This window comes from Beijerinckia sp. 28-YEA-48 (assembly GCF_900104955.1).
Lineage (GTDB): Bacteria > Pseudomonadota > Alphaproteobacteria > Rhizobiales > Beijerinckiaceae > Terripilifer.
This window is the reverse complement of the sequence record NZ_FNSI01000001.1, coordinates 1,046,085-1,072,321: the sequence shown is the minus strand read 5'-3', so window position 1 is coordinate 1,072,321 and position 26,237 is coordinate 1,046,085. Positions and strand designations below refer to the sequence as shown.

General features: G+C 61.7%; 20 protein-coding genes. 14 read left to right on the top strand and 6 right to left on the bottom strand.

Going from position 1 to position 26,237, the window contains the following annotated elements:
• Window positions 1-22 precede the first annotated feature (22 nt).
• A complete protein-coding gene (locus tag BLW50_RS05085; protein ID WP_090698396.1) occupies window positions 23-865 on the bottom strand; it encodes a hypothetical protein in 843 nt (280 codons plus the stop codon).
• Between the two features lie 259 nt (window positions 866-1,124).
• Here BLW50_RS05085 and BLW50_RS05080 point away from each other — a divergent pair, with 259 nt between their 5' ends.
• Window positions 1,125-2,459, top strand: coding sequence for an MFS transporter (locus BLW50_RS05080; RefSeq protein ID WP_090698395.1), 1,335 nt, complete (start codon window positions 1,125-1,127; stop codon window positions 2,457-2,459).
• 163 nt (window positions 2,460-2,622) lie between these two features.
• On the top strand, window positions 2,623-3,414 hold the full coding sequence (locus BLW50_RS05075; RefSeq protein WP_090698392.1) for a FadR/GntR family transcriptional regulator: 792 nt from the start codon (window positions 2,623-2,625) through the stop codon (window positions 3,412-3,414).
• A gap of 90 nt (window positions 3,415-3,504) precedes the next feature.
• On the opposite strand, the gene BLW50_RS05070 is transcribed toward BLW50_RS05075, so the two are convergent.
• Window positions 3,505-5,991, bottom strand: coding sequence for an exopolysaccharide transport family protein (locus tag BLW50_RS05070; protein ID WP_090698390.1), 2,487 nt, complete (start codon window positions 5,989-5,991; stop codon window positions 3,505-3,507).
• 169 nt (window positions 5,992-6,160) lie between these two features.
• Here BLW50_RS05070 and BLW50_RS05065 point away from each other — a divergent pair, with 169 nt between their 5' ends.
• The 6 genes from BLW50_RS05065 to BLW50_RS05040 are packed head-to-tail and all read left to right on the top strand — an operon-like array spanning window position 6,161 to window position 13,142.
• A complete protein-coding gene (locus tag BLW50_RS05065) occupies window positions 6,161-6,724 on the top strand; it encodes a polysaccharide biosynthesis/export family protein (RefSeq protein WP_090698387.1) in 564 nt (187 codons plus the stop codon).
• Window positions 6,725-6,749: 25 nt separating this feature from the next.
• Window positions 6,750-7,949, top strand: a complete 1,200-nt coding sequence (locus BLW50_RS05060) for a glycosyltransferase family 4 protein (protein WP_090698384.1) — start codon at window positions 6,750-6,752, stop codon at window positions 7,947-7,949.
• A 35-nt stretch (window positions 7,950-7,984) separates the two neighbouring features.
• Window positions 7,985-9,532: an undecaprenyl-phosphate glucose phosphotransferase gene (locus BLW50_RS05055; protein WP_090698381.1), complete on the top strand. Its 1,548-nt coding sequence runs from the start codon at window positions 7,985-7,987 to the stop codon at window positions 9,530-9,532.
• Entirely contained in the window at window positions 9,529-10,710 is a 1,182-nt protein-coding gene (locus BLW50_RS05050; protein ID WP_139267472.1) for a hypothetical protein, read from the top strand. The genes BLW50_RS05055 and BLW50_RS05050 overlap by 4 nt, the downstream gene beginning before the upstream one ends.
• Window positions 10,707-11,999: an O-antigen ligase family protein gene (locus tag BLW50_RS05045; protein ID WP_090698374.1), complete on the top strand. Its 1,293-nt coding sequence runs from the start codon at window positions 10,707-10,709 to the stop codon at window positions 11,997-11,999. The genes BLW50_RS05050 and BLW50_RS05045 overlap by 4 nt, the downstream gene beginning before the upstream one ends.
• Window positions 12,000-12,029: 30 nt before the next feature.
• Complete coding sequence (locus tag BLW50_RS05040; protein ID WP_090698372.1) at window positions 12,030-13,142, top strand: acyltransferase family protein; 1,113 nt, start codon at window positions 12,030-12,032, stop codon at window positions 13,140-13,142.
• A 13-nt stretch (window positions 13,143-13,155) separates the two neighbouring features.
• On the opposite strand, the gene BLW50_RS05035 is transcribed toward BLW50_RS05040, so the two are convergent.
• The 3 genes from BLW50_RS05035 to BLW50_RS05025 form a co-directional block, all read right to left on the bottom strand.
• Window positions 13,156-14,625 (bottom strand): TIGR03808 family TAT-translocated repetitive protein, encoded by a 1,470-nt coding sequence (locus BLW50_RS05035; RefSeq protein ID WP_090698369.1) that lies wholly within the window; start codon window positions 14,623-14,625, stop codon window positions 13,156-13,158.
• A gap of 254 nt (window positions 14,626-14,879) precedes the next feature.
• Window positions 14,880-15,179, bottom strand: a complete 300-nt coding sequence (locus BLW50_RS05030) for a UBP-type zinc finger domain-containing protein (RefSeq protein ID WP_090698366.1) — start codon at window positions 15,177-15,179, stop codon at window positions 14,880-14,882.
• Window positions 15,180-15,201: 22 nt separating this feature from the next.
• Window positions 15,202-16,146 (bottom strand): helix-turn-helix domain-containing protein, encoded by a 945-nt coding sequence (locus BLW50_RS05025; protein ID WP_170849993.1) that lies wholly within the window; start codon window positions 16,144-16,146, stop codon window positions 15,202-15,204.
• 147 nt (window positions 16,147-16,293) lie between these two features.
• On the opposite strand from BLW50_RS05025, the gene BLW50_RS05020 reads away from it, so the two are divergent.
• Window positions 16,294-17,019: an alpha/beta fold hydrolase gene (locus BLW50_RS05020; protein WP_090698360.1), complete on the top strand. Its 726-nt coding sequence runs from the start codon at window positions 16,294-16,296 to the stop codon at window positions 17,017-17,019.
• A gap of 9 nt (window positions 17,020-17,028) precedes the next feature.
• Here the strand turns inward: BLW50_RS05020 and BLW50_RS05015 are convergent, their stop codons facing one another.
• Entirely contained in the window at window positions 17,029-18,237 is a 1,209-nt protein-coding gene (locus BLW50_RS05015; protein WP_090698356.1) for a glycosyltransferase family 4 protein, read from the bottom strand.
• A gap of 131 nt (window positions 18,238-18,368) precedes the next feature.
• On the opposite strand from BLW50_RS05015, the gene BLW50_RS05010 reads away from it, so the two are divergent.
• The 5 genes from BLW50_RS05010 (at window position 18,369) to BLW50_RS04990 (ending at window position 26,228) form a co-directional block, all read left to right on the top strand.
• Window positions 18,369-18,725, top strand: coding sequence for a DUF423 domain-containing protein (locus BLW50_RS05010; RefSeq protein WP_090698352.1), 357 nt, complete (start codon window positions 18,369-18,371; stop codon window positions 18,723-18,725).
• 159 nt (window positions 18,726-18,884) lie between these two features.
• Window positions 18,885-20,153 (top strand): efflux RND transporter periplasmic adaptor subunit, encoded by a 1,269-nt coding sequence (locus BLW50_RS05005; RefSeq protein ID WP_170849992.1) that lies wholly within the window; start codon window positions 18,885-18,887, stop codon window positions 20,151-20,153.
• A 55-nt stretch (window positions 20,154-20,208) separates the two neighbouring features.
• On the top strand, window positions 20,209-23,439 hold the full coding sequence (locus BLW50_RS05000; protein ID WP_090698342.1) for an efflux RND transporter permease subunit: 3,231 nt from the start codon (window positions 20,209-20,211) through the stop codon (window positions 23,437-23,439).
• 376 nt (window positions 23,440-23,815) lie between these two features.
• Complete coding sequence (locus BLW50_RS04995; RefSeq protein WP_090698340.1) at window positions 23,816-25,660, top strand: AsmA family protein; 1,845 nt, start codon at window positions 23,816-23,818, stop codon at window positions 25,658-25,660.
• A gap of 106 nt (window positions 25,661-25,766) precedes the next feature.
• On the top strand, window positions 25,767-26,228 hold the full coding sequence (locus tag BLW50_RS04990) for a DUF2721 domain-containing protein (protein WP_090698337.1): 462 nt from the start codon (window positions 25,767-25,769) through the stop codon (window positions 26,226-26,228).
• The last annotated feature ends 9 nt before the right edge of the window (window positions 26,229-26,237 follow it).

Below are 26,237 nucleotides of genomic sequence, written 5' to 3'. Positions count from 1 at the left end.
ACGAGGCCCAAGGCATTCCCCGTCAGGCGACTTCTTGAGCCGGCATTTCCTCAAGGTCATATTCCCGCGACTCTTCGACGGGCGTCACAACTGGCGGCAAACCAATGACGAAGAACGTCATTTCCTCTTCGGCAGTAATCTCGATGGTTTCCTGCGGTTCCAGTTGAATTACGCTCATCTTGCTGAGCTTCTTGCCAGCCGCTGCGCCTGTACCGTTCAGAACGGTGAGAAGTTGCCGCACGGGCGACGAGAGCGTCCATGTGGAATTCTTGTGAATGCGTATCTGTTCCACCCAGACACCGCGCTCGGAAAATGCCCCGAGATACTTGCGCTCAACACCTGATTGGCCGGAAACGGGCAACCAGTTGAAGCTTTTGGGCGTAACGATAACGGGCTTGCGATAGCGCGGTTTGGGGTAGCGCAGCTCCACGCCGAAAATCTGCCGCCAGATGGCATTCAATCCCCATTCGAGCCGGCCATCCGCGTGGCGATAATTCGGCCCCTCGAAGCGCCCTGTCTTTTCAAGCTCCTTCCAGGCCTCGCGACGCTGTTCGATGCTCATGAACCCATAGCCGGAGGCGCCGCCAAACTGCAGCACGAGTTGCAGCCTGTGTCCCACATCATGTTGTGGCCCATACGGCATCCCTTCGCCGAAATAGCCGATCTCGCCTTCGCGAAGCGTAAAGTTGTCGCCCAGGTTCATGTCGCCGGTGACCCCGAGCCGGATCTGATCGAAATTGTGCCGGTGCCTCGGCATCAGGAACTCTCCCTGTTGCCGGCCGAGAATGAACATGAAGTTGTCGTTGGAGCGCGGATCGCCTTTCGCCAAATGCTGGAACGCAACCAGGCCCGTCGGATGGTCCATGGTCCAATTGTCTTCGCTGTAGTGAACTATTTTCATGCCTGCCTCCCAAGCGGTGAGGTCCCGACGCGCGCCCAAAGGACCGCTGGCCCCTCTCGTAAATTCACCTGGTAAATATATCTAAGCTGCCCGGGCGTGCAAGGCAAAACCTTCGAAATTTGCTATTTATCTACTTTCCGCTTGACGAGATTTGAAAAAATTCACTAAGTCTCCTGTTAAATTTTCGTGAGGGGACGGACATTTCATCGGGAGGGTCGAAATCATGACGGAGGTTCTCCATCAGCGGACGACGATCGATCAGAGCAACCTTGGGCGATATCAAATAACCATCATTGCGCTTTGCAGCGTCGTTGCGATGATCGACGGATTCGACACCCAGGCCATATCCCTTGTCGCGCCACAGATGGCGCACGACTTGCAGATCGACATGGCCCATTTCGGCCCCATATTCGGCGCGGGCCTACTCGGTAGTTTGATCGGCTCGATGCTCTTCGGCGGCCTTGCCGACAGATTTGGACGCAAGCCAACCTTGCTGTTCGCGGTCTTGCTGTTTGCTGGTGCGTCCCTGGTCACCCCATTCTGCCGATCTTTCGGATTGCTCGTTGCGATCCGCTTCATCACGGGGCTTGGTCTCGGCGGCGCATTGCCCAGCATTATCGCCATTACCGCCGAATATACGCCGGCCAGAATGCGGCAAACCGTGATTGCCGGGATGTTCTGCGGCTTTCCTCTCGGTGCGGTATTGGGAGGAATGGCAACTGCCGCCGCCATGCCTGTCCTGGGCTGGCAAAGCATATTCGTCGCCGGCGGCGTCATCCCTCTCTTGCTCCTCCCCATCCTTGCGCTTCTGCTGCCGGAATCCATGGCCTTTCTTGAACTGAAACAGAAGCATCAGCTGCTCGCGCGGATACGTAGCCGTCTCAAGCTGGCCCCCAAGACCGGAGGAGAGGTCACGGCGCACCCGCCAAAAGCATCCGTGGCCAGCCTCTTTCAAGAAGGACGTGGCGTCGGCACATTGCTGCTGTGGGCCACGCTGTTCCTGAGCATGTTGCTGACCTATTTCCTGATCAGCTGGCTCCCGCTGATGAGCGTGCGCGCTGGATTGGACATCCGACACGCGGTCATGAGTGTCGTCACCCTCAATATCGGTGCGATACTAGGCTGCCTGGTGATTGGCCGACTGGCTGACCGGCGAGGCGCGGTGAAAGTCATATCGACGGCCTTTGCGATTGGTTCGATCGCGATCGCGGCGATCGGCTTGGGTGACCAATCGGTCGCACTGCTTCTCGCGGCCACTTTCGCCACGGGCTTTCTCAGCATCGGAGCCCAAATGTGCGCGGTCGCCCTCACCGCAGCCTTTTACGACACGTGGCTTCGCGCCACCGGCATAGGTTGGTCCAGCGGCATCAGCAAAATCGGCGCCTTTGTCGGCCCCGTGCTCGGCGGTCTACTCATCGGGACTGGGGTTTTGAACGGCTCGTTCTTCCTGGTGCCAGCCTTTATTTCCGTGATGGCAGCCGGCGCGGTATTCGCCTTGCGCCATAGGATGCGCCCAGTTTCAACCTCGCCCGCCCCACAGATGGCGCTTCAGCCATGAACCGAAGCTTCGGATTGTTCGCCCACGGGCTCTGCTCGCCAAGACGAAGCGAACACTTCGCGATACTCTTCGCGGCGTCACCGCGGCATGAGTCGCAGCGGCGATTGCCGACCCTGCAGGAGGCAACCTTGAGCGACCTGCCAAACACTTCTGAAACAGAGCCATGCCGTTAGCCACACGCTCGATCGACAAAGGCCGCCTCGCCGACCAGATCTTCAATGATTTGAAGGATCAAATCATCAGCGGCGCGTTGCAACGGGGACAGAAACTGCCAACGGAAAAGGAGTTGTCCGAACTCTATTCCGTGAGCGGCCCGACGGTTCGCGAAGCAATACGTGGCCTTTCGGTCATCGGCCTTATCGAGGTCAGACAGGGCAGCGGCGCCTATGTCAGCGCCAATGGCGAAGCCCTCGTGGCCATGTCTCTTTCCGCGGTTATGCAGTTGGAAACGGTGGGCGTGGCCGATGCGCTGAACATTCAGAAGGTGCTTTGCGTGCATGCCGCGACATGCGCCGTGGAAAAAGGCACGGATGCCGATATTCGCAGGCTGAAGGAAACATGCGCCGCGCTCGGCGCTGCGCAGAACGGCGAACAAGCGGCCGCCGGTGTCCGCGCCTTTCATTATGCTCTGGCCAAGGCATCGCATAATGCTCTGCTCGAGGTCATCTGCAGCTTCCTAACGAACATTCAAGTCGAATTCGCCCGCATCATGACCGAGGGGAAGATCGGCGCCTGGCAAAAGATGTTTTCGGAACTGCATGAATTGCGGCTCCGCCTTGTCCAGGCCATTGAACGCCGGGACGCCAAGGCCGCCGCCAAGGCTGCCGAGGAATTTCATCAGCACGCGATTTTCCAGGTGACGTCCCTGCCAAAGGCTCGCCAAGTCAGCCTCAAAGACCCCCGACTTGGCTCCGTCGTCTCCTCCATCCTGAGCGAGCTGGAACCCCACACCTAAGCGTCGGCCATCGCTTTCGGGCAACAGTTTCACCCGTCATCATCGACGCGCATCGCGAGGCAGGTCAGGCTTATATCGAACGCGGTTTGTTTAGGCCGCGTCGCTGACCATCGGGCGACGGTGCGGACGCGGCATGTCCGGCATGACCTCCGGCGATACGACGATGGCTTCGCCCGCGCCAGCCTCGACCAGCAACGCGCCAAGCGCCACAGCCGGTGGCCCAGCAATCGGCGCAACCACGCAGACGAAATCGGCGGCCGGCGCCAACCCCTTGGTGATGCCGTCATCCGCCACCGGTGGCGCCGACAGCACGAGGAATTCATAGGTCTGCGACAGAGCGTCGATGACGGCTTCGAGATCTTCGCCGATCACCACACTGCCCTCGCCCGCTTCGAGCACATGCAGGCGCGAGCCGCGATCGCGATGGATCACGTCCTCGAACGACGCTTCGCCGCTCAACAGATCCGACAAACCTTCCAGATGGGTACGCGCCGGCGAGCGACGGAAATCGATCAGAATGGTGCGCGCCTCGTTGGCGAGTTCGCGCGCCAGCGGATAGGCCGTCTCGCGGCTGTCGAGCATCGCATCGGTCGCGACGGTCATGACGCGCGTGGCGTAATCGGCTTGCGCCACCTCAAGCAGGCCGCGCGCGACAATGGCGAAGGATTGACGCGTCTCAAGCGGTGCTTCCGCTTCCGCAACCGGCTCGGCAAGTGACTTAGGTTGAGACACAGATTGCGACATAGGTTGCGGCACGGGCTCCGTCAAAACCGGCACTGCCAGCACAGCCTTCGAATCTTCCACCGTCTTGGGCTTGCGCCATCCCGCGAACAGGGACGCCAGCACGGGCAACGCGAACAGGCTGCGGATCCGGCTCGCCTTGGAGCTTACTTCAGGGCTTATCTCTGGACTTGCCTCAGCTTTCGCCTCGGAGAGCGGATGGAGGCTTGCTTCAGGAAGCGGATCAGCGGCGGCGGCACGAACATCAGAGCGAGGATCGGGGCGAACATCAGGCTCCGCACCCAGACGCGTCTCAGGATTCGCTGCCGGAGCTGACGAAGCAGCCGCCTCAGAAAACATGCGGGCCGTCCCCCGACCAGGCCGCGGATCGGGATCGTAACGGGGCGACGGCGGCGCGTAGCTGCCATCAGGTCCGTTCGGCACGAAACTATTGCCCGTCAGGAACTCGCGCATCAGCACCGCGCCGATCGAAAGAATCAGGCCAGCCAGCGTCGCCAGGACAATGATCGGCAGCTTCTTCGGGAAGGACGGCAGCTGCGGCGCCACGGCGCGCGAGATCACGCGCGCATCACCCGGCGTCGACGCCGAGTCCTGGCGGGCGACGGCTTCCTGATATTTGGTGATGTTGGCTTCGAGCTGATCCTTTTGCAGCTTCACGTCGCGGTCGAGTTCGCGCAGCCGCACCTCGTCGCCGCTGGCATTGCCGATGCTGCGACGCTGCTGATCGACGGCGGCGGCCAGATTATCGACGCGCCCACCAGCGATCTTGGCTTCATTCTCCAGAGCCCGCGCCGCCCTTTCGGCTGCGGCGCGCAGATCGGCATCGAGTGTGGCGAGTTGCGCGTTCAGATCCTTGATGCGCGGATGCTGGGGCCCGAGCGTGCGCGACTCGAGCGCCAGTTGCGCGCGCAGATTGATGCGCTGTTCGGAGATCCGGCGGATCAAATCATCCTTGGCGATATCCGGCATCTCGGTGAGACGACCGTTGCGGATTCCATCGCGGATTGATTTCGCCCTCGCCTGCGCCTCGGCCTGCACCGAACGGGCCGTGGAAAGCTGGCCGTTGATGTCGGACAGGGCCTGCGTCGGCAGCGTCATATTATTGGCGCCCAGCATCAAGCCGGACGAGGCGCGGAAGGCTTCGAGACGCGCTTCCGACTGCGCCACCTGCTTGCGCAATTCGGCGACGAGGGTCCCCAGCGATTCCGCCGCAGCCTTCGCCCGCTCGCGCTTCGCCTGCGACTGCATGTCTATATAAAGGTCGGCGATCGTGTTGGCGCCCTTGGCCGCCAGATCGGCATCAGGGGCCTTGAACTCGATCTGCAACACGCGCGACTTCGGCACCGGGAACACCGCCAGCGCATCGAAGTAATTGTCGAGGATACGGTCTTCCGGATGGGTCGGCGCGCGGCTGAGGCCGAGCAGCGACAGAAGATTGCCCAAAAGCCCACCGCCACCGGCAAGCGGATCGTAAAACGGATTGCCCTTGAGGCCGAGTGCGCGAATCGCCTCGCGGCCAAGATCCCGCGACGTCACCACCTGCACCTGGCTGGCGATGGCTTCCTGGTCGGGGCCTTGCCCCTGTGCCGCCGATTCGGCCTGCCCCGCCGGCCGCGTGAAATAGTTTTCCTGATTCTCGACCAGGACTTTCGCTTCGCCCGTGTAACGCGGCTTCGCCACCAGAACGAAAACGGTTGCGAGAGCGAAACAAAGAGCCGTCGTGCCCAGGACAACATTGCGCTTGCGCCAGACCGTCTGCCAGATTCCCGGCAGATCGATATCCAGCCTGCGGCCGTCATATCTTTGATCGTTAGAATCGGTCGCCTGGGAACTCATTCAACGCCCTTTCGGAAACTGGGCGGATTAGAGCGCCTTATGGTTGAGGGCTGGTTAACCCGCCAATCCTTTGGCGCGGACCTGCTTAGGCTTTGTTAACCATACCACCCTAAGACTCAGGCTGTGATCCCGCCGATGCCCGGCGGGTAAAGTCCCGTGTGGTTGCAGCATGATACGGCGTTCGTTCATTGCGGCCCTGGCGCTCACAGCGATCGCGCTGCAGGGTTGTGCCAGGACCCATTATCAAAACGAGCTGCTCGAAGCGAATGCGGCGGCGCCTTATCTTCTGGCGTCCGGCGATCGCCTGCGCGTCATCGTTTTCGGACAGGATTCGCTGTCCAACAGCTATGCAGTTGATGGCGCCGGCCGCATTTCGATGCCGCTCATCGGCCCGGTCGATGCTTTCGGCCATTCCACCACCCAGCTTGAGCGCATCATCGAGGCGCGGTTGCGCGGCGGCTATCTGCGCGAGCCAAAAGTGTCTGTCGAAGTCGAGGCTTACCGGCCGTTTTTCATCCTCGGTGAGGTCCTGACCGCCGGCCAGTACCCATTCATTAACGGCATGACGGTACAAAACGCCGTTGCCGTTGCCGGAGGTTTCGGGCCGCGGGCGGCAAGATCGAGCGCCGATCTGACACGGGTTATCAATGGCGCTCCCGTCACGGGATCTGTACCGCTGACCTATCCGGTCCTGCCGGGCGACACGATCACAGTTCGGGAGCGATTCTTTTAAGACAGGGCGCGTATAGGCATGTGTCATGTTGGAAACGCCGCCCCCCGATGATCGTCTTAAAATAATCCACGTCTTCCGTGCCCCGCTCGGCGGCCTGTTCCGGCATGTCCTCGATCTGACCCGCGCCCAAATCAAGCGCGGCCATAAAGTCGGCATCGTCTGCGATTCGCTCACAGGCGGCGAACGGACCGAGACGGTTCTGGCTGAGCTCGCACCGCAGTTGGCTTTGGGCCTCACCCGCATGCCCATGCAGCGCAATCCGCATCCCAGCGACATCATGAATCTGTCGCGGATTCGCAAGCTCATGCGCCAGCTGCAGCCGGACGTGATTCATGGCCACGGCTCCAAGGGGGGGCTTTACGCCCGCCTGCCCGGTTTTCTGCCCGGTGCCGCGCCGGCCGTGCGCGCCTACACGCCCCATGGCGGCAGTTTCAACTACCGGCCCGGCACCACGCTCCATTCCATTTATATGGCAACGGAATCGCAGCTCGCCCGCGCCACCGACATTTTCCTGTTCGAGAGCGCTTTCATCCAAAGCTGTTTCATCTGCTACGTCCGGGCGCCGGGCGCCTTCACCCGCGTAATTCCCAATGGGATCAGCAAGGCGGAGTTCGTGCCCGTCACGCCCCGCGCCGATGCCGCCAACTTCCTCTATGTCGGTGAACTGCGCGCCGCCAAAGGCATCGACACCCTTCTGGATGCCCATCTCGAATTTGAACTGCGCACCCACCGGCGCATCCGCACCGTGCTGGTTGGCTCCGGCCCGGATCGGGAGGCATTGCAGGCCCAGGCCACCCGCAACGGCTTGGGATCGCGCGTCACCTTCCCCGGCCCCCTGCCGGCGCACGAGGCGTTTCAACTTGGCCACGCGCTCATCGTGCCATCGCGCGCCGAATCGCTGCCCTATATCGTGCTTGAAGCAGCCGCCGCGCGTCTCCCGATGATTTCCACCTCGGTCGGCGGCATTCCAGAAATCTTCGGCCCCCATGCCGGCCGGCTCATTCCCAGCAACGAGCCCAGCACCCTCGCCTCGGCCATGATCGACCTCGTCGGCAAACCAGCCGAGGTCCTGGCCCAGGAAGCGACGGCGCTGGCCGACTATGTCGCGTCACGATTTACTATTCATCAAATGGTCGACGCTGTAATCGATGGGTACCGGGCCGCCTTGGCCAGAAAATTGCCCAGCATCGAAGATAGAGACAAAAGCACGGCCTTGGCATTTTGATATCGTCTGCCGAACGACAGTTGAAGCGAGCGGTCATGAACACGTTCACCGTCGACGATATGAAGCGGATCGAACCGCCGACGCCGCTGACGCCCGAACAACAGGCGCAGCAGGACGCGCGGCGCCTCCGCATGGCGCAGCTGGCCGAGACCCTGGCCGGCAGCGACACACGGCCGGCCTGGTCGCCCATCGTTCTGACCGGTCTCGTCCGCCTCCTCGACATCCTCATCATCTGCGCCACGGGCTTCGCCGTGCATGCGATCTATGTGCTGCCGTTGCACAGGCTCGAGGCCGTTTATGTCGCCGCGATTCCGACCTTGGCCTGTTTCGCCGTCATCCTGTTCCAGGCTTTCGACTTGAACACGATCACCGCGTTCCGCGCGCCGATCAGACGGGGTATCCGCCTCGCCTGCGCCTGGACGTTGGTCTTTCTGGCCGCCTTGTCGGTCATCTTCCTGTTTAAGCTCGAAGGAGTGTTTTCGCGCGTCTGGGCCGTCGGCTTTTTCTCCGTCGGCTTCGTCATGCTCATGGCTGGACGCCTCCTCGTGGCCATCGGCGTGCGCTGGCTGACCCGCCGGGGCCAGCTCGATCGCCGCACGGTCATCGTCGGCGGCGGCGAACTCGGCGCGGAACTGCTGACCGCTCTGTCGCAGCAAAAGGACATCGGCCTGCGCATCTACGGCGTTTTCGACGACCGCTCCGACGACCGCGCGCCCGACGTGGTGGCCGGCTATCCAAAACTCGGCACCGTCGACGATCTGCCCGAATTCGCCCGTCACGCCCGCGTCGATCTCGTCATCCTGTCTCTGCCGATCACCGCCGAACAGCGGCTTCTGCAGATGCTGCGCAAGCTCTGGGTGCTGCCGATCGACATCCGCCTCGCCGCCCATGCCAGCAAATTGCGGCTGCGGCCCCGCTCCTATTCCTGGATCGGCAACGTACCCGTCCTCGACGTCTTCGATCGGCCGATCGTCGACTGGGACCTGGTGCTGAAATCGGCTTTTGACCGCATCGTCGGCACGCTGTGCCTGATCCTGCTGTCACCGGTGATGCTGGCGATCGCCATCGCGGTGAAGCTCGAGTCGCGCGGTACGGTGCTGTTTCGTCAGCAACGCTATGGCTTCAACAACGAGCTCATCGAAGTTTTGAAGTTCCGCTCGATGTATTCGGACCAGCTCGACCCGACCGTGCAGAAACAGGTGACGCGCACCGACCCGCGGGTGACGCGCGTTGGCCGTTTTATCCGCCGCACCTCTCTCGATGAGCTGCCGCAATTGTTCAACGTGGTGTTCAAGGGCAATCTCTCCCTCGTCGGCCCGCGTCCGCATGCGGTCGCCGCCAAGGCCGCCGACCGCGAATATGAGAAAGTGGTGGACGGCTATTTCGCCCGCCACCGCATGCGCCCCGGCATCACCGGCTGGGCCCAGGTCAACGGCTGGCGCGGCGAAACCGATACGCAGGAAAAAATCCAGCAGCGTGTCGAATTCGACCTGTTCTACATCGAGAACTGGTCGATCCTCTTCGACATCTACATTCTCGCGGTCACGCCCTTCGCCCTGTTGAAAGCGGAGAACGCGTATTGAGCCCCAGCCCGCGCAAAATCCGATTGCTGGCCAGCATTGCTGTGATGAGCATCGGCGCGCCCGCGCTGGCCGACGCGCCACGGCTCAAGCTGGCGCTGGGCGACGATACGCAGATCATGTTCGATCCCAAGCGCGACGCCTGTGACGGCCATGATGTGCCAGACGTCAACGCCCGCGCCTTTCGCGATGGCGACAATCAGGTCGTGATGTTCGCGCTGCATGACGTCAACCGCCCTCTGCGCGGCAAGGATCTGTCTCACCTCAAGCTCGATTGCAAAATCGCGTTCAAGGCGTCGTTCAGCGCTGATCCCGCCGCCTACGATCACCAGAGCTGGATCGCCGCCACCTGGACCGACAACGGCAAGGATGTCGCCGCCGTCGTCCATCACGAATTCCATGGCGACCGCAACGGTCAATGCGACGTACCAAAGGACAAGGCGGCGCTCGGCTGCTGGTTCAACACGTTGATCGGCGCCGTCTCCCACGATGGCGGTACGACCTTCGCCAAAATGGCGCCGCCGGTCGTCGCTTCAGCGCCGTTCCGCCAGAATGTCGAACAAGGCCGCCATCGCGGCTTTTTCAATCCATCCAACATCGTCGGCCTCGGCGGTAACCGCTATTTCCTCAGCAACACCACCGGCTGGACCGGCCAGCGCTATGGCGCCTGCCTGTTCCGCAGCGCCGAACCGCTGAAAGCCGGCACCTGGCGCGCCTATGACGGCAAGGGGTTCAGCATCCGCTACGCGGATCCCTACGGTCCGCAACAGCCAGCCCCCGCCGAATGCCAACCGATCGCACCTTTCCCGGTGGCGCCCGGCGCTCTCGTGCGCCAGCGCGCCTCAGGCACCTGGATCGCCGTCGTGCAGGCGTGGAAGGACGACAAGAGCTACCCGGTGCCGGGCTTCTACTACGCCACCTCGCGCGATCTGATCGCCTGGAGCGAGCCGCGCCTGCTGTTTGCCACCAAGACGCTCTTCGACAATGCCTGCGGCGCCGACCGGCTCAACTCCTATCCCGCGCTCCTCGACGAGCAGGCGCAGACGCGCAATTTCGAAGACGTCGGCAATGAGGCCTGGCTCTACTACGCCTCGATGCGCATCGACGGCTGCGCCCACACCTCTGATCGCGTGCTGGTGCGCCGCAAGGTGACGATCACACCGGAGGCCACGGCCCGATGAGCGACACCGCGACCTATCCGAGACCACAGAACGCCGACATCGGGCCACACACTCGACGCAGGCTCGATCTCGAACCTCTGCTGCGGATCGTCTTCGCAGCCTTTATTGCTTCGGGTTGCATTTCGATCATCGAGCCCTCGCCCTACGATTTCCTTTCGCTGCTCGCGATCGCAGTGTGGGCACTCGGAGGCTTTCGGCTCAACGTCGTGCTAATGCCGATGATCTTCCTTTGGGTGATCTATACTGTCGCTGGCTTTGTCGCTCTCATGCCCCATTGGAACGAGCACGACTCGTGGTTGTTTCAGTTTCAGTCGCTTTATCTGATCGTGACAGTCGTCTTCTTCGCCATGTTCTTCTCGGAAAAGACTCATGACCGAATAGACCTGTGCCTCAAGGCCTTCACTTTTGGCTGCGTCGCCAGTTCCCTCCTCGGCATTCTTGGCTATCTTGGTCTCTTCGGATTAGCTGATTACACGGTTATGTATGAAGGCCGTGTCAGCGGCACGTTCAAGGATCCGAACGTGTTTGGTTCCTATCTGGTCATGGCGCTTGTCTACCTCACCCATGGACTGATCACTGGCCGCACGCGTCGCCCGTTTCTCGTGATCGTCAGCACCGGAATTGTTGCTCTCGGCATATTCTTGTCATTCTCGCGTGGCTCCTGGGGCGCAGCGGTCATCGCGCTCGTCACGATGTTTATTGTAACCTTTTTCACTGCAGAAGATGCCCCGACGCGCCGCCGTATGCTGCTATGGGCGGCGGCGGCTATAACGATCGCGATCCTCGGCATTATTGTCATTCTTTCATTCGACACGACCCGTGAACTCTTCTTACAACGCGCCACCGTCACGCAAGACTATGACGAAGGCCTCACGGGCCGGTTCGGCAATCAGCTTCGCTCCTTACCGATGCTGCTGGAACTACCAAACGGCTTCGGGCCATTGCGCTTCCGCCTGTTCTTCTTCCTTGAACCGCACAATTCCTACATCAACGCCTTCGCCTCCTATGGCTGGGTTGGTGGCTTCACCTGGCTGATCCTGGTCGCATCGACATGCTTCATCGGCTTTCGGCTGACATTCATGAAGTCGCCCTATCGCGATCTTGCGCACGTCTGTTGGCCTCCCCTCTTCGCGATGCTTCTGCAAGGCTTTCAAATCGATATCGACCATTGGCGCTGGGTTTTCCTGGGCTTCGGCATGATTTGGGGCATGGAGGCCGCTCGCATACGTTGGCAATGGCAACAGCGTCACATCGCGCGCGAAGCCCCCTTGCCCGCCTCGGCAAGATAAACAAGACGACGAACGAGGAGATATTTCACGATGCAGGGGAACCGTAGTGAGGCGAACCGTCTCGAGCTGGTTCAAGCTCTGCGCGCTTTGGCAGCCCTGTCGGTGGTACTGGGCCACGCCTTGCATGAAACCCTATCATTCCCAGGCATGACAGGCGGCTCGTTCAGCACCTTCGTGATGGACAGAAGCGGAGCCGGCGTAGATCTCTTCTTTGCCATTTCTGGCTTTGTCATGATCTACGCGTCGCAAAAGCTTTTCGCGACGCAAGGTGCTGGCTGGAAATTCCTTTTCCGACGCATCGCCCGCATTGTACCTCTCTATTGGGCCGTAACGAGCTTGTTTCTCCTCGTGCTGGCAGCCTCTCCCGCGTTGCTTTCCAGTGGCGCGCCGACGCCCGGCGAGATCATCAAATCATATTTATTCATCCCATTCTCAGCACCGGGAACAGCCCTGGCCCAGCCGGTCTACAAACTTGGCTGGACTCTCAACTACGAGATGCTTTTCTACACGCTGCTTGCATGCATGATCGCCTTGCCGCGTCGCCGGGCCGTGGCCGCATTATTGATTGTCCTTTCAACGCTCGTCGTTGCTGGCGCATTCATCCCTGCGGGAAGCGAGCCCGCGTCCTTCTGGACGCATCCCATCATTCTCGAATTCGGTGCCGGCGCTCTACTTGCCTCCCTCTATATCGATGGTGTTCGCCTGCCCGCCAAAATGAGATGGATTCTTGCCGCACTGGCTATCCTTTGGCTCTCGCTTGCTCCCGTTCCTGAACCTGGAACAGTCTACGGGACGGCTCGTCCACTCCTCTGGGGTATCCCGGCTATTCTAATACTGGCTGGCGCGACGTTGAGTGGAAACGCGTCCCTGCGTAGCGCTTTGGCTCGCCCGGCGATCCTGCTCGGTGACGCATCTTATTCGATCTATCTTCTGCACCCGATAATCATCCGCGCGCTGCGGGTTTTCTGGGACAAGATGGGCCTTTCGGCCGGTCTGCCGCCATGGCTCTTCATTCTCTCGACATTGATCGCAACCATCATCATCTCTGTGATCGCCTATCGCTGGTTCGAACGGCCGTTGACGACTTGGCTGCAAAGATGGGGAGGCCGGACAGCCACCCCATCGGTTTCGCGTGTTTCGTGAGTGATCCTACAGCTTAAACGGCGAAGTTCAGACCGATCATCACGTTGGTGAATGGCTTGCCAGTATAGGTGCCGCCACTTGCCGTCCCGTAGTCCGTCGAGCCGGGAACACGGGTTACCGTGTCATAGGCCGGGCCAGGCAAGGTCACCGGAACAATGGCACCGCCCGAAGCGCCTTCGACGATATTGCTCGCCACGAGCGAGAAGCCGTTGGCGTATTCCTTGAAGAAGCCGATGCCCATGAGAGACTGCTTAACGGTATTCCCCGTCGCGGAAGCAGTGATCTTCATCGTGCTGCCTGAAATCTGACCCGGCGAAATCACGATGCCTGGCCCCTGCGTAGCCCCATCGACAATATTGTCGCTGACCACGACGTCGGATTCGGCGAAAATGCCAGCACCCGTCGTCGTATAGGTCGGATAGTTGGGGTCGGTCGTGGAAAAGGTTCGGCGTACAATATCAGTCACTGTGTTGCCGCTGACCACCGCACGTCTCGCGCCCCACCAACCGTTCGCAACATTGATCCCGAGACCGCCACCATTGATGACATTGTTGGCGATAATACCTCCTTCATATCGCTCAGGATTGGTCGGTGACGGCGTGCCTCCTGGAGCTTCCAGGAACACCGCGACCTCCTGACTGCTGAAAATCTGGTTGTTGGTCATGGTGCAGTTCCAAGCCGCGATCACGCGAATTCCCGAAAAAGCGCTGTAGGCCGTCACATTCTGATCGATGATGGTATTGGACGCATGCGCCACATAAATGGCATTGCCGAACCATCCCGATCCGCTGACCTGACCGGCGCCCGTATTGGCCCCATAGGTCGCGCGCGTATCATAGATATGATTGCCACGAATGACCGTCCCGTCGAATGCTTGCGAGACGCGACAGACGACGATAGCAGCATTCTCACCTTCATGGACAAAGTTATCGACGATGGATGTCGCCCAGGCATCGCATGAATAGACCGCGCACAAGCGATTGCCACCGAAGTCATTGTTCTCGACGGTCGCCGTGCATTGCCACATGGCGATGCCGTTGGAGCCAGAATAGTTCACGGCACAATTGCGGATCGTCAGACGCGTCACCTTGTAGGCGCTGATAATCGCATTGAAATTGCCGGGAAGCGTATAGTGATCCAAGATCCAGCGGTCGGTGGGATTGACAGCCGTGGCGAACGGCTTGAGCGCACCGTAGAAGGTGATGCCACGAATAGTTACGTCAGTGATCGTGGCGCCGGCTGTGTTTGAGCGGATGTTGAGCGTAAAGCCGCTCGTCGCCGAAGATGGCTGCAGAACAACGGTTCCCGGTGTTCCATAGATTTCAACGGCGCCGGAGATGACAAGATCACCGGTGGAGTAAGTGCCCGGCGAAATATAAAGCGGCTTGCTGGTCGATTGAGCCTGGTTGATGGCGTCCTGGAGCGTGCCGGTCCCGCCAGTCGCAACATAGACAATATTGTCCGGATACACGGTGTAACCCATGCCGATCTCCTATTTTCAACAAGGAAAACAACGCTCGCCGCCAGCGTCAGGTCGCGGGCGGTGTGTCGGCCGTGGGCTTCTCCCCCGGGCGCGTCCGACCCTCTCTAAATAAAGTTTTGCTTGATTTTTGTCAAGCTAAAATCAAGCTGAGATAGATGAAGCGCTACTTGATTTGCGCATCGCGATCGATCGCACGGAAAAAGCCCGACACGACGAACGTGCCGGGCAGGCAAAACGGCTCTAAGCACACCCGTTCAAAAATAGCGCGGGATCTTGCCGTTGTGCGGGGTCTGATCGGGGAGATCGATGAAGTCTTCATCGACATAACACCAGCCCCAGCCCTCCGGCGGATCGTAGCCCTCGATGATCGGATGGCCGGTGGCTTTAAAATGCCCGGTCGCGTGCTTGTTGGGCGACTGGTCGCAGCAGCCGACATGGCCGCAGCTCCGGCACAGACGCAGATGCACCCACCAGCTGCCGGTCATCAAACATTCCTCGCAGCCCAGCGCACTCGGCTTGACCGTCTTGATGCTGCTGGTGTGTTGGCATGACATGCTGGAACCTCCGATCAGGCGATCATGAATTGTCCTGCCGCATCATGGCGCGGCGCTCGCGCGCCGTCACGCCGAAACGGCGACGGAAGGCGCGGCTGAAATAAGACAGATCGGAAAATCCAACCGCATAGGCAAGTTCGGTCAGCGAGGCCCGAGATCCCCCGACCAACTGCCGCTCCGCCAGCAGCAGGCGCTGCTCCAGCACATAGTCGCTGAACGTGGTGCCGTGTTCGCGGAACAAAGTCTGCAAGGTGCGGGGCGCGAGCTCCGTGATGCAGGCCGCTTGCGTCAAAGTCAGCGCCGGATCTGTCAACTGGGCGCGGATGCGCAGGCAGGCCTGCTGGAAGCGCGCCTGCCGTACACTGCCACCCGCCTCCCTCACCCTGAGCGCACCAAGCGCCAACGCCAACAGATCGATGAAAATCTCGCTCGCTTGCACCGCCTCGGCCGACGTCAACCGATCGGCCGTCGTCGCCAGCGTCTTGGCGAAAGCATTGAACAGTGCCCCCGCCCCGCTCTGCGACAACGGCAATGCCGCTGCATCCGCTGCGTCGGCGGCGCGTGCCAGAAGCAGGACGCGCGGCACGATGAAACTGGTCAGCGACATGGCTGTCGGAAAGCACAAGTCGAATGGCCGCGTGCTGTCGAAAAACAGGCAATCTCCAACCTCGGGACTCTGCCGCCTGTCGTTTTGGGTCAGGATGCACGCGCCGCCGGTGTGGAGGTTGACGTGGAAATGATCGCTGTTATCGACACGGACCGAGGAACGGCTGCGCCGCACCAGATGCATCTGCGAGCTGACATGATTGACGACCAGCGGACCGGCGGTAACGCTGCTGATCCGCCCCTGAAAGCCCTCAGGCTCGTCGCACTCCGTCCGCACCTTCAGGAAGGCATCGCACACCGCATCATTCCAGAAGGAGAAACGTTCCCTCCCGGCGACATCATCGGTCGACCACACCCGCATGACGATCTCCCACGCCCCTCCGACGATCAGCATACCCTTGCGGACGCGGCCGGCAAATCAGCGCCTGTGTCCAAAATCGTCGGCGCCTCTGTCCAAGAGACGGGAGCCCGGTCATGCTAGAGCGCAAGGCGAGAGAGGGAGACTCCAATGACACATTTCGTTCTGATCCACGGCGCCTGGCATACAGGAGAACATTGGGCGCCGGTCGCCAAGCGACTTGAACAGCTCGGCCACAAGGTCACGGCGCCTACGGTGCTTGGCCACGGCAAAGGCGTCGACAAAAACGTCACCCATGCCCAGCAAATCGACGATCTGGTCCGCCAGATCACCAAGGCAGATTTGAAAGATTTCGTCCTCGCCGGCCATTCCTATGGCGGGACGGTCATCGCCCGGCTGGCGGAAGAAATTCCCGATCGCATTCGCCGGTTGGTGTTCTGGAATGCCTTCGTGCCGCTGCCGGGCAATAGTCTCGACGACGAGACGCCCCCGCATTATCGCGCGCTGTTCAAACAGCTCTCGGCTGCCTCACCCGATCGTTCTGTCGTGATGCCTTATCCGATCTGGCGCGAAGCCTTCATGAACGATGCCGATGGGGCCCAGGCCAAATCCGCCTACGATACCCTGTCACCCGAGCCCTATCAGCCGTTCATCGACAAGCTCGATCTCAAGCGGTTCTACGAGACCAAAACTCCCAAGAGCTATCTCAACTGCACCGAAGACATCGCGCTGCCGCCAGGCGAATGGGGTTGGCACCCGCGCATGTCGAGCCGCCTTGGTCTCTATCGGTTGGTGCAGATGCCCGGTAGCCACGAAGTGCTCTTCACCAACCCTGTCGGCCTCGCCGACAAACTGGTCGAGGCAGGCCGTGATTAAACCGCTCGACTAGTCCGCCAACGCCTGCTTGTAGATCGCCTCGATCGCATCGAGGTGACGATCCAAAGTCAGCGGTCGCGCCCAATAGCGCTCATAGGCGGCACGCGACATGCGCGCCGCTTCCTCCTCATCGCTCAGACGCCGCAGCGCCTGGGCCAGGGAGTCCGCATCGCCCGACTTGAACCAGAGGCCGTTGACGCCATCCTCCACCGCCTCGCGGCCAGCACAGACATCGCTGACAATCACAGGCGTGCCGAGCGCCAGCGCTTCATAGACGGTGAGCGGCTGGCCTTCATACCAGACCGAGGGAAAAACGAGGGCGCGGGCTGCCCGCATATGGGCGCGCACCGCCTGGGATGTCTGCCAGCCGAGGAAGCCGGCCTTGGGATAGCGCGTCTTGAGTTCGTCCATCAGCGGCCCATCGCCGGCGATCTCAGGCGTCACGCCGGCCAGTTCGGCGGCGGCGCAGAAATGTTCGATCCCCTTTTCCCGCGACAGACGCCCGGCATAAAGAAAGGCCGCGCCCGGCTTATCCTTGGGGCCGAGATCCTGCGCCTCGATCGGATTGTCGACCCGATGATAGATCGGATGACGAGGCATATAGGGCCGTGACACCTCGTCCTGCAGCGCGCTGATCGTGATGACGTGGCCGATGGCCTCCTTCAGCCCGCTGTGGTCGAGCACCACCTGCCGGGCGACCCGCACCAGCTTGCGGGGGTAGCTGCGCGAATCGCAATTGGTGCTGATGCAAGGCAGCGACAGCGGCACCCGATGGCAGGTGACGGCGCGCGGATAATCGTAAAAGCCGCCGTTGGGGCACACCAGGAAGAATTCATGCATGGTGTAGACGCAAGGCAGTCCGGCCCGCTTCAGCGCCGCGCCGATCGACGGCGACAGCGCCTTCGGCCAGGCATGCACGTGGACAACCGTTTCATGCCGGTCGAGGCCCGCCAGCGCCGCTTCAAGCCGCCGCTCCGCCGGCCGGTTCCAGATGATCTGGCGCAGGAAACCGAGTTTCGAAGGTGTCGTATCGATGTCAAACTGTTCGAGGCAGATGGTTTCGATGCCGGCCTGCTCCAGGCGCGAGTCGGCTGGCCCAACAGCAGCAAAATAAGTGACCTTGCGGCCACGCGCCGCAAGCCCGAGCGCGCTTTCGATGGCGACTTTCGACTGGCCGCCATTGATATAGGCGTGATCGGCAAGGATGAAGATATGCATATAAATCCGAATGAGGCGCACAACGGTGGCGCGCGGATACCGTGCTCTCAAAACCTTGCTTCAAGATTGAAGCCACCGCGCCCGGCCCGGCCAGACTTTGCCGAATCCCGGCCACGATCAAGGAAGCGTTAATGCCGACCTCAAGCCGCTTTTTCATTCTGTTTGCCGGCCTGATGGGCGCGGCTGGCGTCGCCTTGGCCGCAGCCGCCACCCACACAGGTGCGCCGGAACTGCTGAATCCCGCCTCGCACATGCTGTTGTTTCATGCTGCCGCCTTGCTCGCGCTAGCCCTGGGCGGCGGCCCGCCGCTCATGCTCCTGGCCGGCGGCGGCACACTTTTGCTCGGAACTGTGCTGTTTTCGGGCGATCTGGCCCTGCGCGCCCTGGCTGGCGTGCGGGCATTTCCGATGGCGGCGCCCGCCGGCGGCGTGCTGATGATCGTTGGGTGGCTGGTTACCGGGCTTTGCGGGCTTTTCCACCGTCGTTGAGCGTGGCTGGCGCGAACATTGCCTTATCGTAACTCGTAGCCCGCTCAACTTTATGTAATCTAGATGCATCTACCTCCGACGTGGTATAAATACCTGACGGGGGAGCGAAACCGAAACAGCGCGCGACGAAAAACGTCCGCCGGAGGGAGACTTTATTCGATGAAAAGGCCCAGCGTCGCGACGACGCTCACAGGTGTGGCCGTCGCCGTGATCGCGTCCGCGGTCATTTGGCCGGGCGCAGCGAACACGATCTTCCCGGGGGCGGGCGATCGCGGCAATGCTTTGCGTGCCTATCTACCGTCCTCCCTCGCTGGCGCCTTGCCGGCCTATACGTCCGGCGCATCCGGCGGCGCCATCGGCGTGGCCCAGGCGCAAGCGCCCGGCTCGCCTGGCGGCCGCCCGGCAACGCCCGTGGTGACAAGCAAGGCAGCCCGCGGCGCCATGCCGATGGTGATCAATTCGCTGGGCACCGCTCAGCCAATGGCAACCGTTGCTCTCAAGACGCGCGTTGATGCCCAGATCGACAAGATCGGCGTTTCAGAAGGCAGCCTCGTCAAAGCCGGCGACGTCATCGCTCGTCTCGACCCGCGCCAGATCGAAGCGCAGATCAAACAGGCCGAAGCCACTCTCGCTCGCGATGTCGCGGCTCTCGACCAAGCCAATCGCGATGTCGCGCGCTATACCGAACTGCTGGCCAAGAACGCCGGCACGAAAATCAATGTCGATAATGCCCGCACCGCTGCGGCAACCGCCACCGCCAATATCGCTGGCGACCAGGCACAGATCGAAAATCTGAAGGTGCAACTCGGCTGGCACACGATCGCCGCGCCGATCACCGGACGCGTCGGCATGATCAGCGCCAAGGCTGGCAATATCGTGCGTTCCGGTGACAACACCGCGACCGGCACGCTCGCCACCATCGTGCAGACGGCGCCGATCTATGTCGCCTTCTCACTCGCCCAGTATCTGCTGCCCGAACTGCGCGATTCCATCGGCGCGACCGGCGCCGAAGTGCTGGCGACGCCGCAAGGCTCGAACCGCACCATCAAAGGCAGGATCGCCTTCGTCGACAATATGATTGATCCCTCGACCGGCACGGTCAGCGTCCGTGCGGTCTTCGAAAATGCCGACGAGGCCCTGTGGCCGGGCCAATTGTGCAACCTGCGCATCGTCATACGCATCGACCAGGACGTGGTGAGCATTCCGCGCGAAGCCACCCAGTCGGGCCAGACCGGCAATTTCGTCTATGTGATCGAGAATGGCGCGGCCCGCGTGCGCGCGGTCAAGGTGGCGCGCACCCAGGACGGTCGCGACATCATCGCGGAAGGTTTGAAGGGTGACGAAACCGTCGTCGTGGAAGGCGCGCTGGCGCTCTCCAATGGCGCACGCGTCATCATTCGCAATGAAACGGGCAAGACGGATAGCTGAAAGACGGATAGCTGAGCTAACGGACGGCTGAACGGAAGGGCTGGAAGGTCGTTAAATGAACATCTCTGAACTATGCATTCGCCGTCCTGTGATGACGACATTGCTAATGATGTCGTTTATCGTCTTCGGACTTTTCGGCTATTCGAAATTGCCTGTCGCGGCGTTGCCGCGCGTCGACTTCCCAACAATCAGCGTCTCGGCCACTCTGCCGGGCGCCAATCCCGAGACCATGGCCTCCTCGATCGCCGCGCCGCTCGAGCGCGCCTTCGCGACCATTCCGGGCATCACCCAAATGACGTCGCGGTCGTCGAACGGCCAAACCAACATCATCATCCAGTTCGAACTTGATCGGAACATCGACGGCGCGGCGCTCGACGTGCAATCGCAGATTTCCGGCACGCTGCGACGCCTGCCGCCGGAACTGCCGGCGCCGCCGAGCTTCCGCAAGGTCAACCCGGCCGACTCGCCGATCCTGTTCCTCAGCCTCAAGTCGGCGGTGCTGCCGCTGTCGGCGACCAATGACTACGCCGAATTCACCTTCGCCCAGCAGATCTCGCAGATCCCTGGCGTGGCCCAGGTGCTGATCTTCGGCCAGCAGAAATTCGCCGTCCGCATCGAGGCCGATCCCGATGCCGCCGCGGCGCGCGGCCTGACCTTGAACGAAATCCGCACCGCCGTGGCCGCCGCCAATTCCTCGGCGCCGGTCGGCGGCCTGCGCGGCGAGAACAAGGACGCCGTGCTGAAAGCCACCGGCCAGATCGAAAAGGCCGACGGCTATCGCGATATCGTGGTGGCCTGGCGCAACGGCTCACCGGTTCGCCTGTCCGAAATCGCCAATGTCTATGACTCGGTGGAAAACGACCGCACCGCCGCCTGGTTCGGCAACGAGCGCTCGATCCAGCTCGCGATCTTCCGCCAGTCGGACGCCAACACCGTCGCCGTGGTCGATGCGATCAAGGAAAAGATCCCGCAATTGCAGGCGCAATTGCCGCCGTCGGTTGAAGCGCGCATCATCATGGACCGATCGGACTCGATCCGTGAGTCCGTCCACGACGTGCAGTTCACCCTGCTCCTGTCGATCGCCCTGGTCGTGCTCGTCATCTTCATGTTCCTGAAGACGTTCACCGCCACGATCATCCCGGCGCTGGCACTGCCCGTGTCGCTGATCGGCACCTGCGCCTTCATGTATCTCTTCGGCTATTCGATCGACAATATTTCGCTGCTGGCGATTACGCTCGCGGTCGGCTTCGTCGTCGACGACGCCATCGTCATGCTCGAAAACATCATGCGCCACATCGAGAACGGCATGCGCCCGTTCGAGGCGGCGCTGAAGGGTTCGCGCGAAATCGGCTTCACCATTCTGTCAATCACCTTCTCGCTCGTCGCCGTGTTCATTCCGGTGCTGTTGATGGGCGGCGTGGTCGGGCGCGTGTTCCGCGAATTCGCCGTGGTGATCTCCTGCTCCATCCTGGTGTCGGGCTTCGTCTCGCTGACGCTGACGCCGATGCTGTGCGCGCGCATTCTCAAGCCCATCGACCATCACGCTAAGCCGAACGCCTTCACCCGCAGCGTCGACTGGTTCATCGACGGCATGAACTCGGTCTACCGCGTGACGCTCGATGCGGTGCTGCGGGCGCGCCTGTTGATGCTCGGCATCACCGTCCTGACGATCGGGCTGAGCATTGCGATGTTCATGTGGATGCCGAAGGGCTTCTTCCCGACCGAAGACACCGGTTTCCTCTCCGGCTCGACGGAAGTGGCGCCTGACACGGCCTTCCCGCTGCAGTCCAATCTCAACCTGAAAGTGGTCGACATCGTCCTCAAGGATCCGGCTGTCGAATATGTCGCCTCGAACGTCGGCTTCCTCGGCGCCGCCAATCAAGGCAGCGTCTTCGTCGCGCTGAAACCGAAGGCCGAGCGCGGCAACATTCAAGATGTCATCGCGCGCCTACGCCGTGCCACAACCGCAGTTCCTGGCATCAACACCGTGTTCAACCCGGTGCAGAACATGAACCTGTCCGGCGGCCGTCAGTCGCGCGGGCAATATCAGTTCACCCTGCAATCGGGCGATCTCCAGGCACTCTACGCCAAGGGTCCCGAAATGCTCGAGCGGATGCAAGGCCTCTCGGGCCTGCGCGACGTGACGAGTGATCTGCAGATCCGCAATCCCGAGCTCAACGTCGATATCGACCGCGAGAAGGCCGCCGCCTATGGCCTGACCGCTGACCAGATCCGAACGGCACTGTTCAACACTTATGGTGCCCGCCAGATCTCGACCATCTTCACCCAGATCGCCGACTATCAGGTGATCCTGCTCGCCAACCGCCGCTTCCAGGACGATCCCTCAGCGCTGAGCCGCATCTATATCCGCGCCCAGCCTGGCGCCGGCGGCACGGTGGTGGCCCCGGTCGCCCCAACCACGGGCGCTGGCGCCAGCACGAGCGCCGCGGCGGCGACACCCGCACCGACCGCCAATATCTTCAACTTCCCGATTGTCCCGCTCGATCAGGTGGCGACGATCCGCCGGTCGGTCGGCCCGCTCACCATCAACCGCCAGGCACTGCAACCGGCCGTGACGCTGTCCTACAATGTCGCGCCCGGCGTCGCCCTCTCCGAGGCCAACGAAGCGATCCGCCGCGTTGCCAAAGAGATCGAACTGCCGGCGACGATCTCGACCAACTTCTCCGGCGCAGCCGCCCTGTTCGAGGAAGCGCAGAAGGGCCAGGTGCCGCTGATCATCGCCGCCATCCTGACCATCTACATCCTGCTCGGCGTGCTCTACGAGAGCTACATCCATCCGATCACCATTCTGTCGGGCCTGCCGTCTGCCGGCATCGGCGCGCTGCTGGCGCTGCATCTGTTCGGCTTGGATCTGTCGGTCATCGCCATCATCGGCGTGCTGCTGCTCGTCGGCATCGTCAAGAAGAACGCCATCATGATGGTCGACTTCGCGCTCGAGCGGCGCCGCGACGGCATCGAAGCCCTGCCCGCCATTCGCGAAGCCGCCCTGATCCGTTTCCGCCCGATCATGATGACGACGCTGGCGGCGATTTTCGGCGCCATCCCGATCGCCATCGGCGCGGGCGCGGGCGCTGAGCTGCGCCAGCCGCTCGGCATCGCCATCGTCGGCGGCCTGTGCGTCTCGCAATTGCTGACGCTCTACATCACGCCGGTGATCTATTATTACCTCGACAAGGTCGACAGCTACATTTCCGGCGGGGCGCAGCAACGCGCCGAAGCCGAGCCTGACCTTGAGCCGGTGCCAGTCCGCCACGCGGCCGAGTAGACGCCGCGCCTCCCCAAGATGCTGAGGGCCCGTGCCGAGCACGGGCCCTTTTCACAGGCTCTTGTCACTCCCCTAAACCTTGATTAAATATGTGCGAAATCATTGATTATCCGAATGTTTTCAACATTCGACCGAGGACCAGATGTCGCGCAGATCGCCAATCCGGATGCCCCAGCCGCAAGCGTGCGCTGCCCATTGACCCGCCGCGCCGCCCCTTCCCAGCCTTGTTCTTGGCGCTATTTGCTTGGGGATGGCATCAGGAATCCCTGTCCCGGCCATGGATTTGCTCAACTTTTCTTTTCTAAGCTGACCAGGTCATGATGGCGGTTGCCTCGTGCGCCCTGCCCCTTCTCAAACCATCGATCAACCGTCCTTGATGAACCGAAGCCTCAAATGGGGAATTGGCCTCCTGCTGCTCCTGGCAGCGGCTGGAGCATTTTTTCCGATCAGCGCCTTTGAGGCTGCGCTGCGCAAGCAGATCGCCGAACAGGTCAGACAGGTGAGCGGTCTCGAAACCGACATCAAAGGCCGGCTGTCCTTCTCTCTTCTTCCGCGACCACAAGTCAGGGCCGAGAATGTCGCCATCGGCACCCATCCGGCCATGGCGCTGCACACACCGTTCATACGCGGCAACATCCGCCTGCTGCCGCTGCTGGGCGGACGCATCGAGCTGGAGCGGCTGACGCTGATCGGCCCGCAGCTGTCCCTACAAACCACGCAGGCGACCCTGACCCGGCCCTCGACGCAATTGCTGGCCGAACTGTCGAAACTGGGACCACTGACCATCGCTGGCGGCTCGCTCGACCTGCAGCTCGGTGATCGTCCGCCCATTCAGATTTCACAGATCGACGGCATCCTTGACCCACGCGGTCTGCCAGGCCCGCTGTCCTTCGCCGGTCGCCTTTTCTGGAACGACGTGAACGGCGAGGCCGAAGTGCTGTTCGCTCGTCTGTCCGACCTGTTCGACAAGGGCTCATCGCCCTTCACCGCCAAACTGCGTTCACCGCTCGCCGATGCCGCCTTCGACGGTGTGCTGCAAGGCGGCTCGCGTTGGCAATTCGACGGTCATTTCGCCGGCACCGCCGCCCAGCCCCGCGCCCTGATGCAAGTGCTAAACTTCGCGCCGGCCCTGCCCGGTCCACTCGCCACCGTCTCCGCCAACGGCACCCTGCGTGTCACCCAACAGGCCCTGGCTCTGTCGGACGCCAGCATCACCCTCGACGCCAACGTGTTTCGTGGCTCGATCGGCGTTCGGCTGGAAGGCGAACGTCCCCTGATATCGGCGACGCTCGCCACGCCCTCGCTGATGCTCCCCAGCAGCGAGATCATGCCGACACTGCGTGTCGACCGGCAATGGAGCCGCGAACCACTGTCGCTCGCCGCGCTGGCGCGCACCGACCTGGATCTGCGGCTGTCGGCGCAACGCGCCGTGATCGGCAAAATGACCATGACCGCCACGGGCCTCTCGGTGCTTGCCAACGACGGCAAGCTGGAAGTGTTGCTCGCCGGCGCACAGGCTTATGGCGGCCGGATGAAAGGGCAATTGACGATTTCACCAGCCGGCGGCGACGGTGACTTCAAGGGCACCTTGTCGCTCACCAGTGTCGATGCCGGCGCGCTCATGAAAGACATGGTCCGCTCGCCGCGCATGAGCGGCATCGTCACCGGCGAAATCGCCCTGCAAAGCCGCGGCGGCAGCGTCGGCGAACATGTCGAGACCTTGTCCGGCCAGCTCAAGCTCTCAGCCAAAAATGGCGAACTCGCCGGCCTCGATGCTGAACAGGCTTTGCGGCGTTCGGAAAAACGGCCGCTCTCGGTTCCCGGCGAAGTGCGTGCTGGCAGCACCAGTTTCGCCACGGCCGAAATCGGCGGCACCATCAACAAGGGCGTCCTGTCGCTGGAACGCGGCCAGGTCGCGGGACCAGGTGCGATGATCAACCTCGGCGGCGTGATCAACGGGCCGGACCAGACCCTGCATCTCGACATCGGCGTATCGCCGCCCCGCCGACCGGAAGCCATGCCTGCCAATCCGACCGCGCCGATGCAACTGAACTTCGATCTGTCGGGCCCCTGGGAAGCGCCGACCTTCTCGCTCGACACCGATGGCCTGATCCGCCGCTCCGAAGCTGCCGCTGCTCTACTGCGCGCAGTGATCAAGCCGCCCGAAGCCCCCCTGCCGCTGCCACCGGCCTTCACGCTCGACGCGACATCCAATCCCTAGGGCGACGGCTTGCAACCGTCCCAAAGCCGCGAAATGATGCGCGACGCATGCTTTGCGCCGAAGTATCGCGTGACGGATTGATCGGAAATCGCGCGGTAACAGGTCCATGACTGAGCTCCCAACGGCCGATGTCGAGGGCATCGTCAAAATCATTCAGTCAGCGCTGACACCGGTTTTCCTTCTGGCGGGCACAGCGGGCTTCTTGAATGTCTATTCATCACGGCTCGCGCGCGTCTCCGATCGCATCAACAACATTGTCGACGGAATGGGGACCGGCGACGTAACAGCTGATGTCCGCAACGCCCAATTGCGGGTGCTACGACGCAGGACCATCGCGCTGGAGATCGCTGTCATCTTCGGTGCTTTGACCGGCATCTTCGTCTGCGCCGCCATTCTTGGGCTCTTCGTCGGCCAGATCGAACGCACGATCAAGGAAGACTGGCTCTACTGGAATTTTGGCATGGGCCTGCTGTGTCTGTCGCTGTCGCTCTGGGCTTTCATCGCCGAAATGCTTCTGGCCACCGGCAGCATGATCCGTCAGATCGCCAAGGCACGTAGAAGCAGCTAGAGCAGCGTC

Excerpts from the sequence above, each read along its gene's own strand:
- BLW50_RS05085 (WP_090698396.1), bottom strand. The coding sequence starts at position 865 with ATGGACCATCCGACGGGCCTGGTTGCGTTCCAGCATTTGGCGAAAGGC.
- BLW50_RS05080 (WP_090698395.1), top strand. The coding sequence starts at position 1,125 with ATGACGGAGGTTCTCCATCAGCGGACGACGATCGATCAGAGCAACCTT.
- BLW50_RS05075 (WP_090698392.1), top strand. The coding sequence starts at position 2,623 with ATGCCGTTAGCCACACGCTCGATCGACAAAGGCCGCCTCGCCGACCAG.
- BLW50_RS05070 (WP_090698390.1), bottom strand. The coding sequence starts at position 5,991 with ATGAGTTCCCAGGCGACCGATTCTAACGATCAAAGATATGACGGCCGC.
- BLW50_RS05065 (WP_090698387.1), top strand. The coding sequence starts at position 6,161 with ATGATACGGCGTTCGTTCATTGCGGCCCTGGCGCTCACAGCGATCGCG.
- BLW50_RS05060 (WP_090698384.1), top strand. The coding sequence starts at position 6,750 with ATGTTGGAAACGCCGCCCCCCGATGATCGTCTTAAAATAATCCACGTC.
- BLW50_RS05055 (WP_090698381.1), top strand. The coding sequence starts at position 7,985 with ATGAACACGTTCACCGTCGACGATATGAAGCGGATCGAACCGCCGACG.
- BLW50_RS05045 (WP_090698374.1), top strand. The coding sequence starts at position 10,707 with ATGAGCGACACCGCGACCTATCCGAGACCACAGAACGCCGACATCGGG.
- BLW50_RS05040 (WP_090698372.1), top strand. The coding sequence starts at position 12,030 with ATGCAGGGGAACCGTAGTGAGGCGAACCGTCTCGAGCTGGTTCAAGCT.
- BLW50_RS05035 (WP_090698369.1), bottom strand. The coding sequence starts at position 14,625 with ATGGGTTACACCGTGTATCCGGACAATATTGTCTATGTTGCGACTGGC.
- BLW50_RS05030 (WP_090698366.1), bottom strand. The coding sequence starts at position 15,179 with ATGTCATGCCAACACACCAGCAGCATCAAGACGGTCAAGCCGAGTGCG.
- BLW50_RS05025 (WP_170849993.1), bottom strand. The coding sequence starts at position 16,146 with ATGCGGGTGTGGTCGACCGATGATGTCGCCGGGAGGGAACGTTTCTCC.
- BLW50_RS05020 (WP_090698360.1), top strand. The coding sequence starts at position 16,294 with ATGACACATTTCGTTCTGATCCACGGCGCCTGGCATACAGGAGAACAT.
- BLW50_RS05015 (WP_090698356.1), bottom strand. The coding sequence starts at position 18,237 with ATGCATATCTTCATCCTTGCCGATCACGCCTATATCAATGGCGGCCAG.
- BLW50_RS05010 (WP_090698352.1), top strand. The coding sequence starts at position 18,369 with ATGCCGACCTCAAGCCGCTTTTTCATTCTGTTTGCCGGCCTGATGGGC.
- BLW50_RS05005 (WP_170849992.1), top strand. The coding sequence starts at position 18,885 with ATGAAAAGGCCCAGCGTCGCGACGACGCTCACAGGTGTGGCCGTCGCC.
- BLW50_RS05000 (WP_090698342.1), top strand. The coding sequence starts at position 20,209 with ATGAACATCTCTGAACTATGCATTCGCCGTCCTGTGATGACGACATTG.
- BLW50_RS04995 (WP_090698340.1), top strand. The coding sequence starts at position 23,816 with ATGAACCGAAGCCTCAAATGGGGAATTGGCCTCCTGCTGCTCCTGGCA.
- BLW50_RS04990 (WP_090698337.1), top strand. The coding sequence starts at position 25,767 with ATGACTGAGCTCCCAACGGCCGATGTCGAGGGCATCGTCAAAATCATT.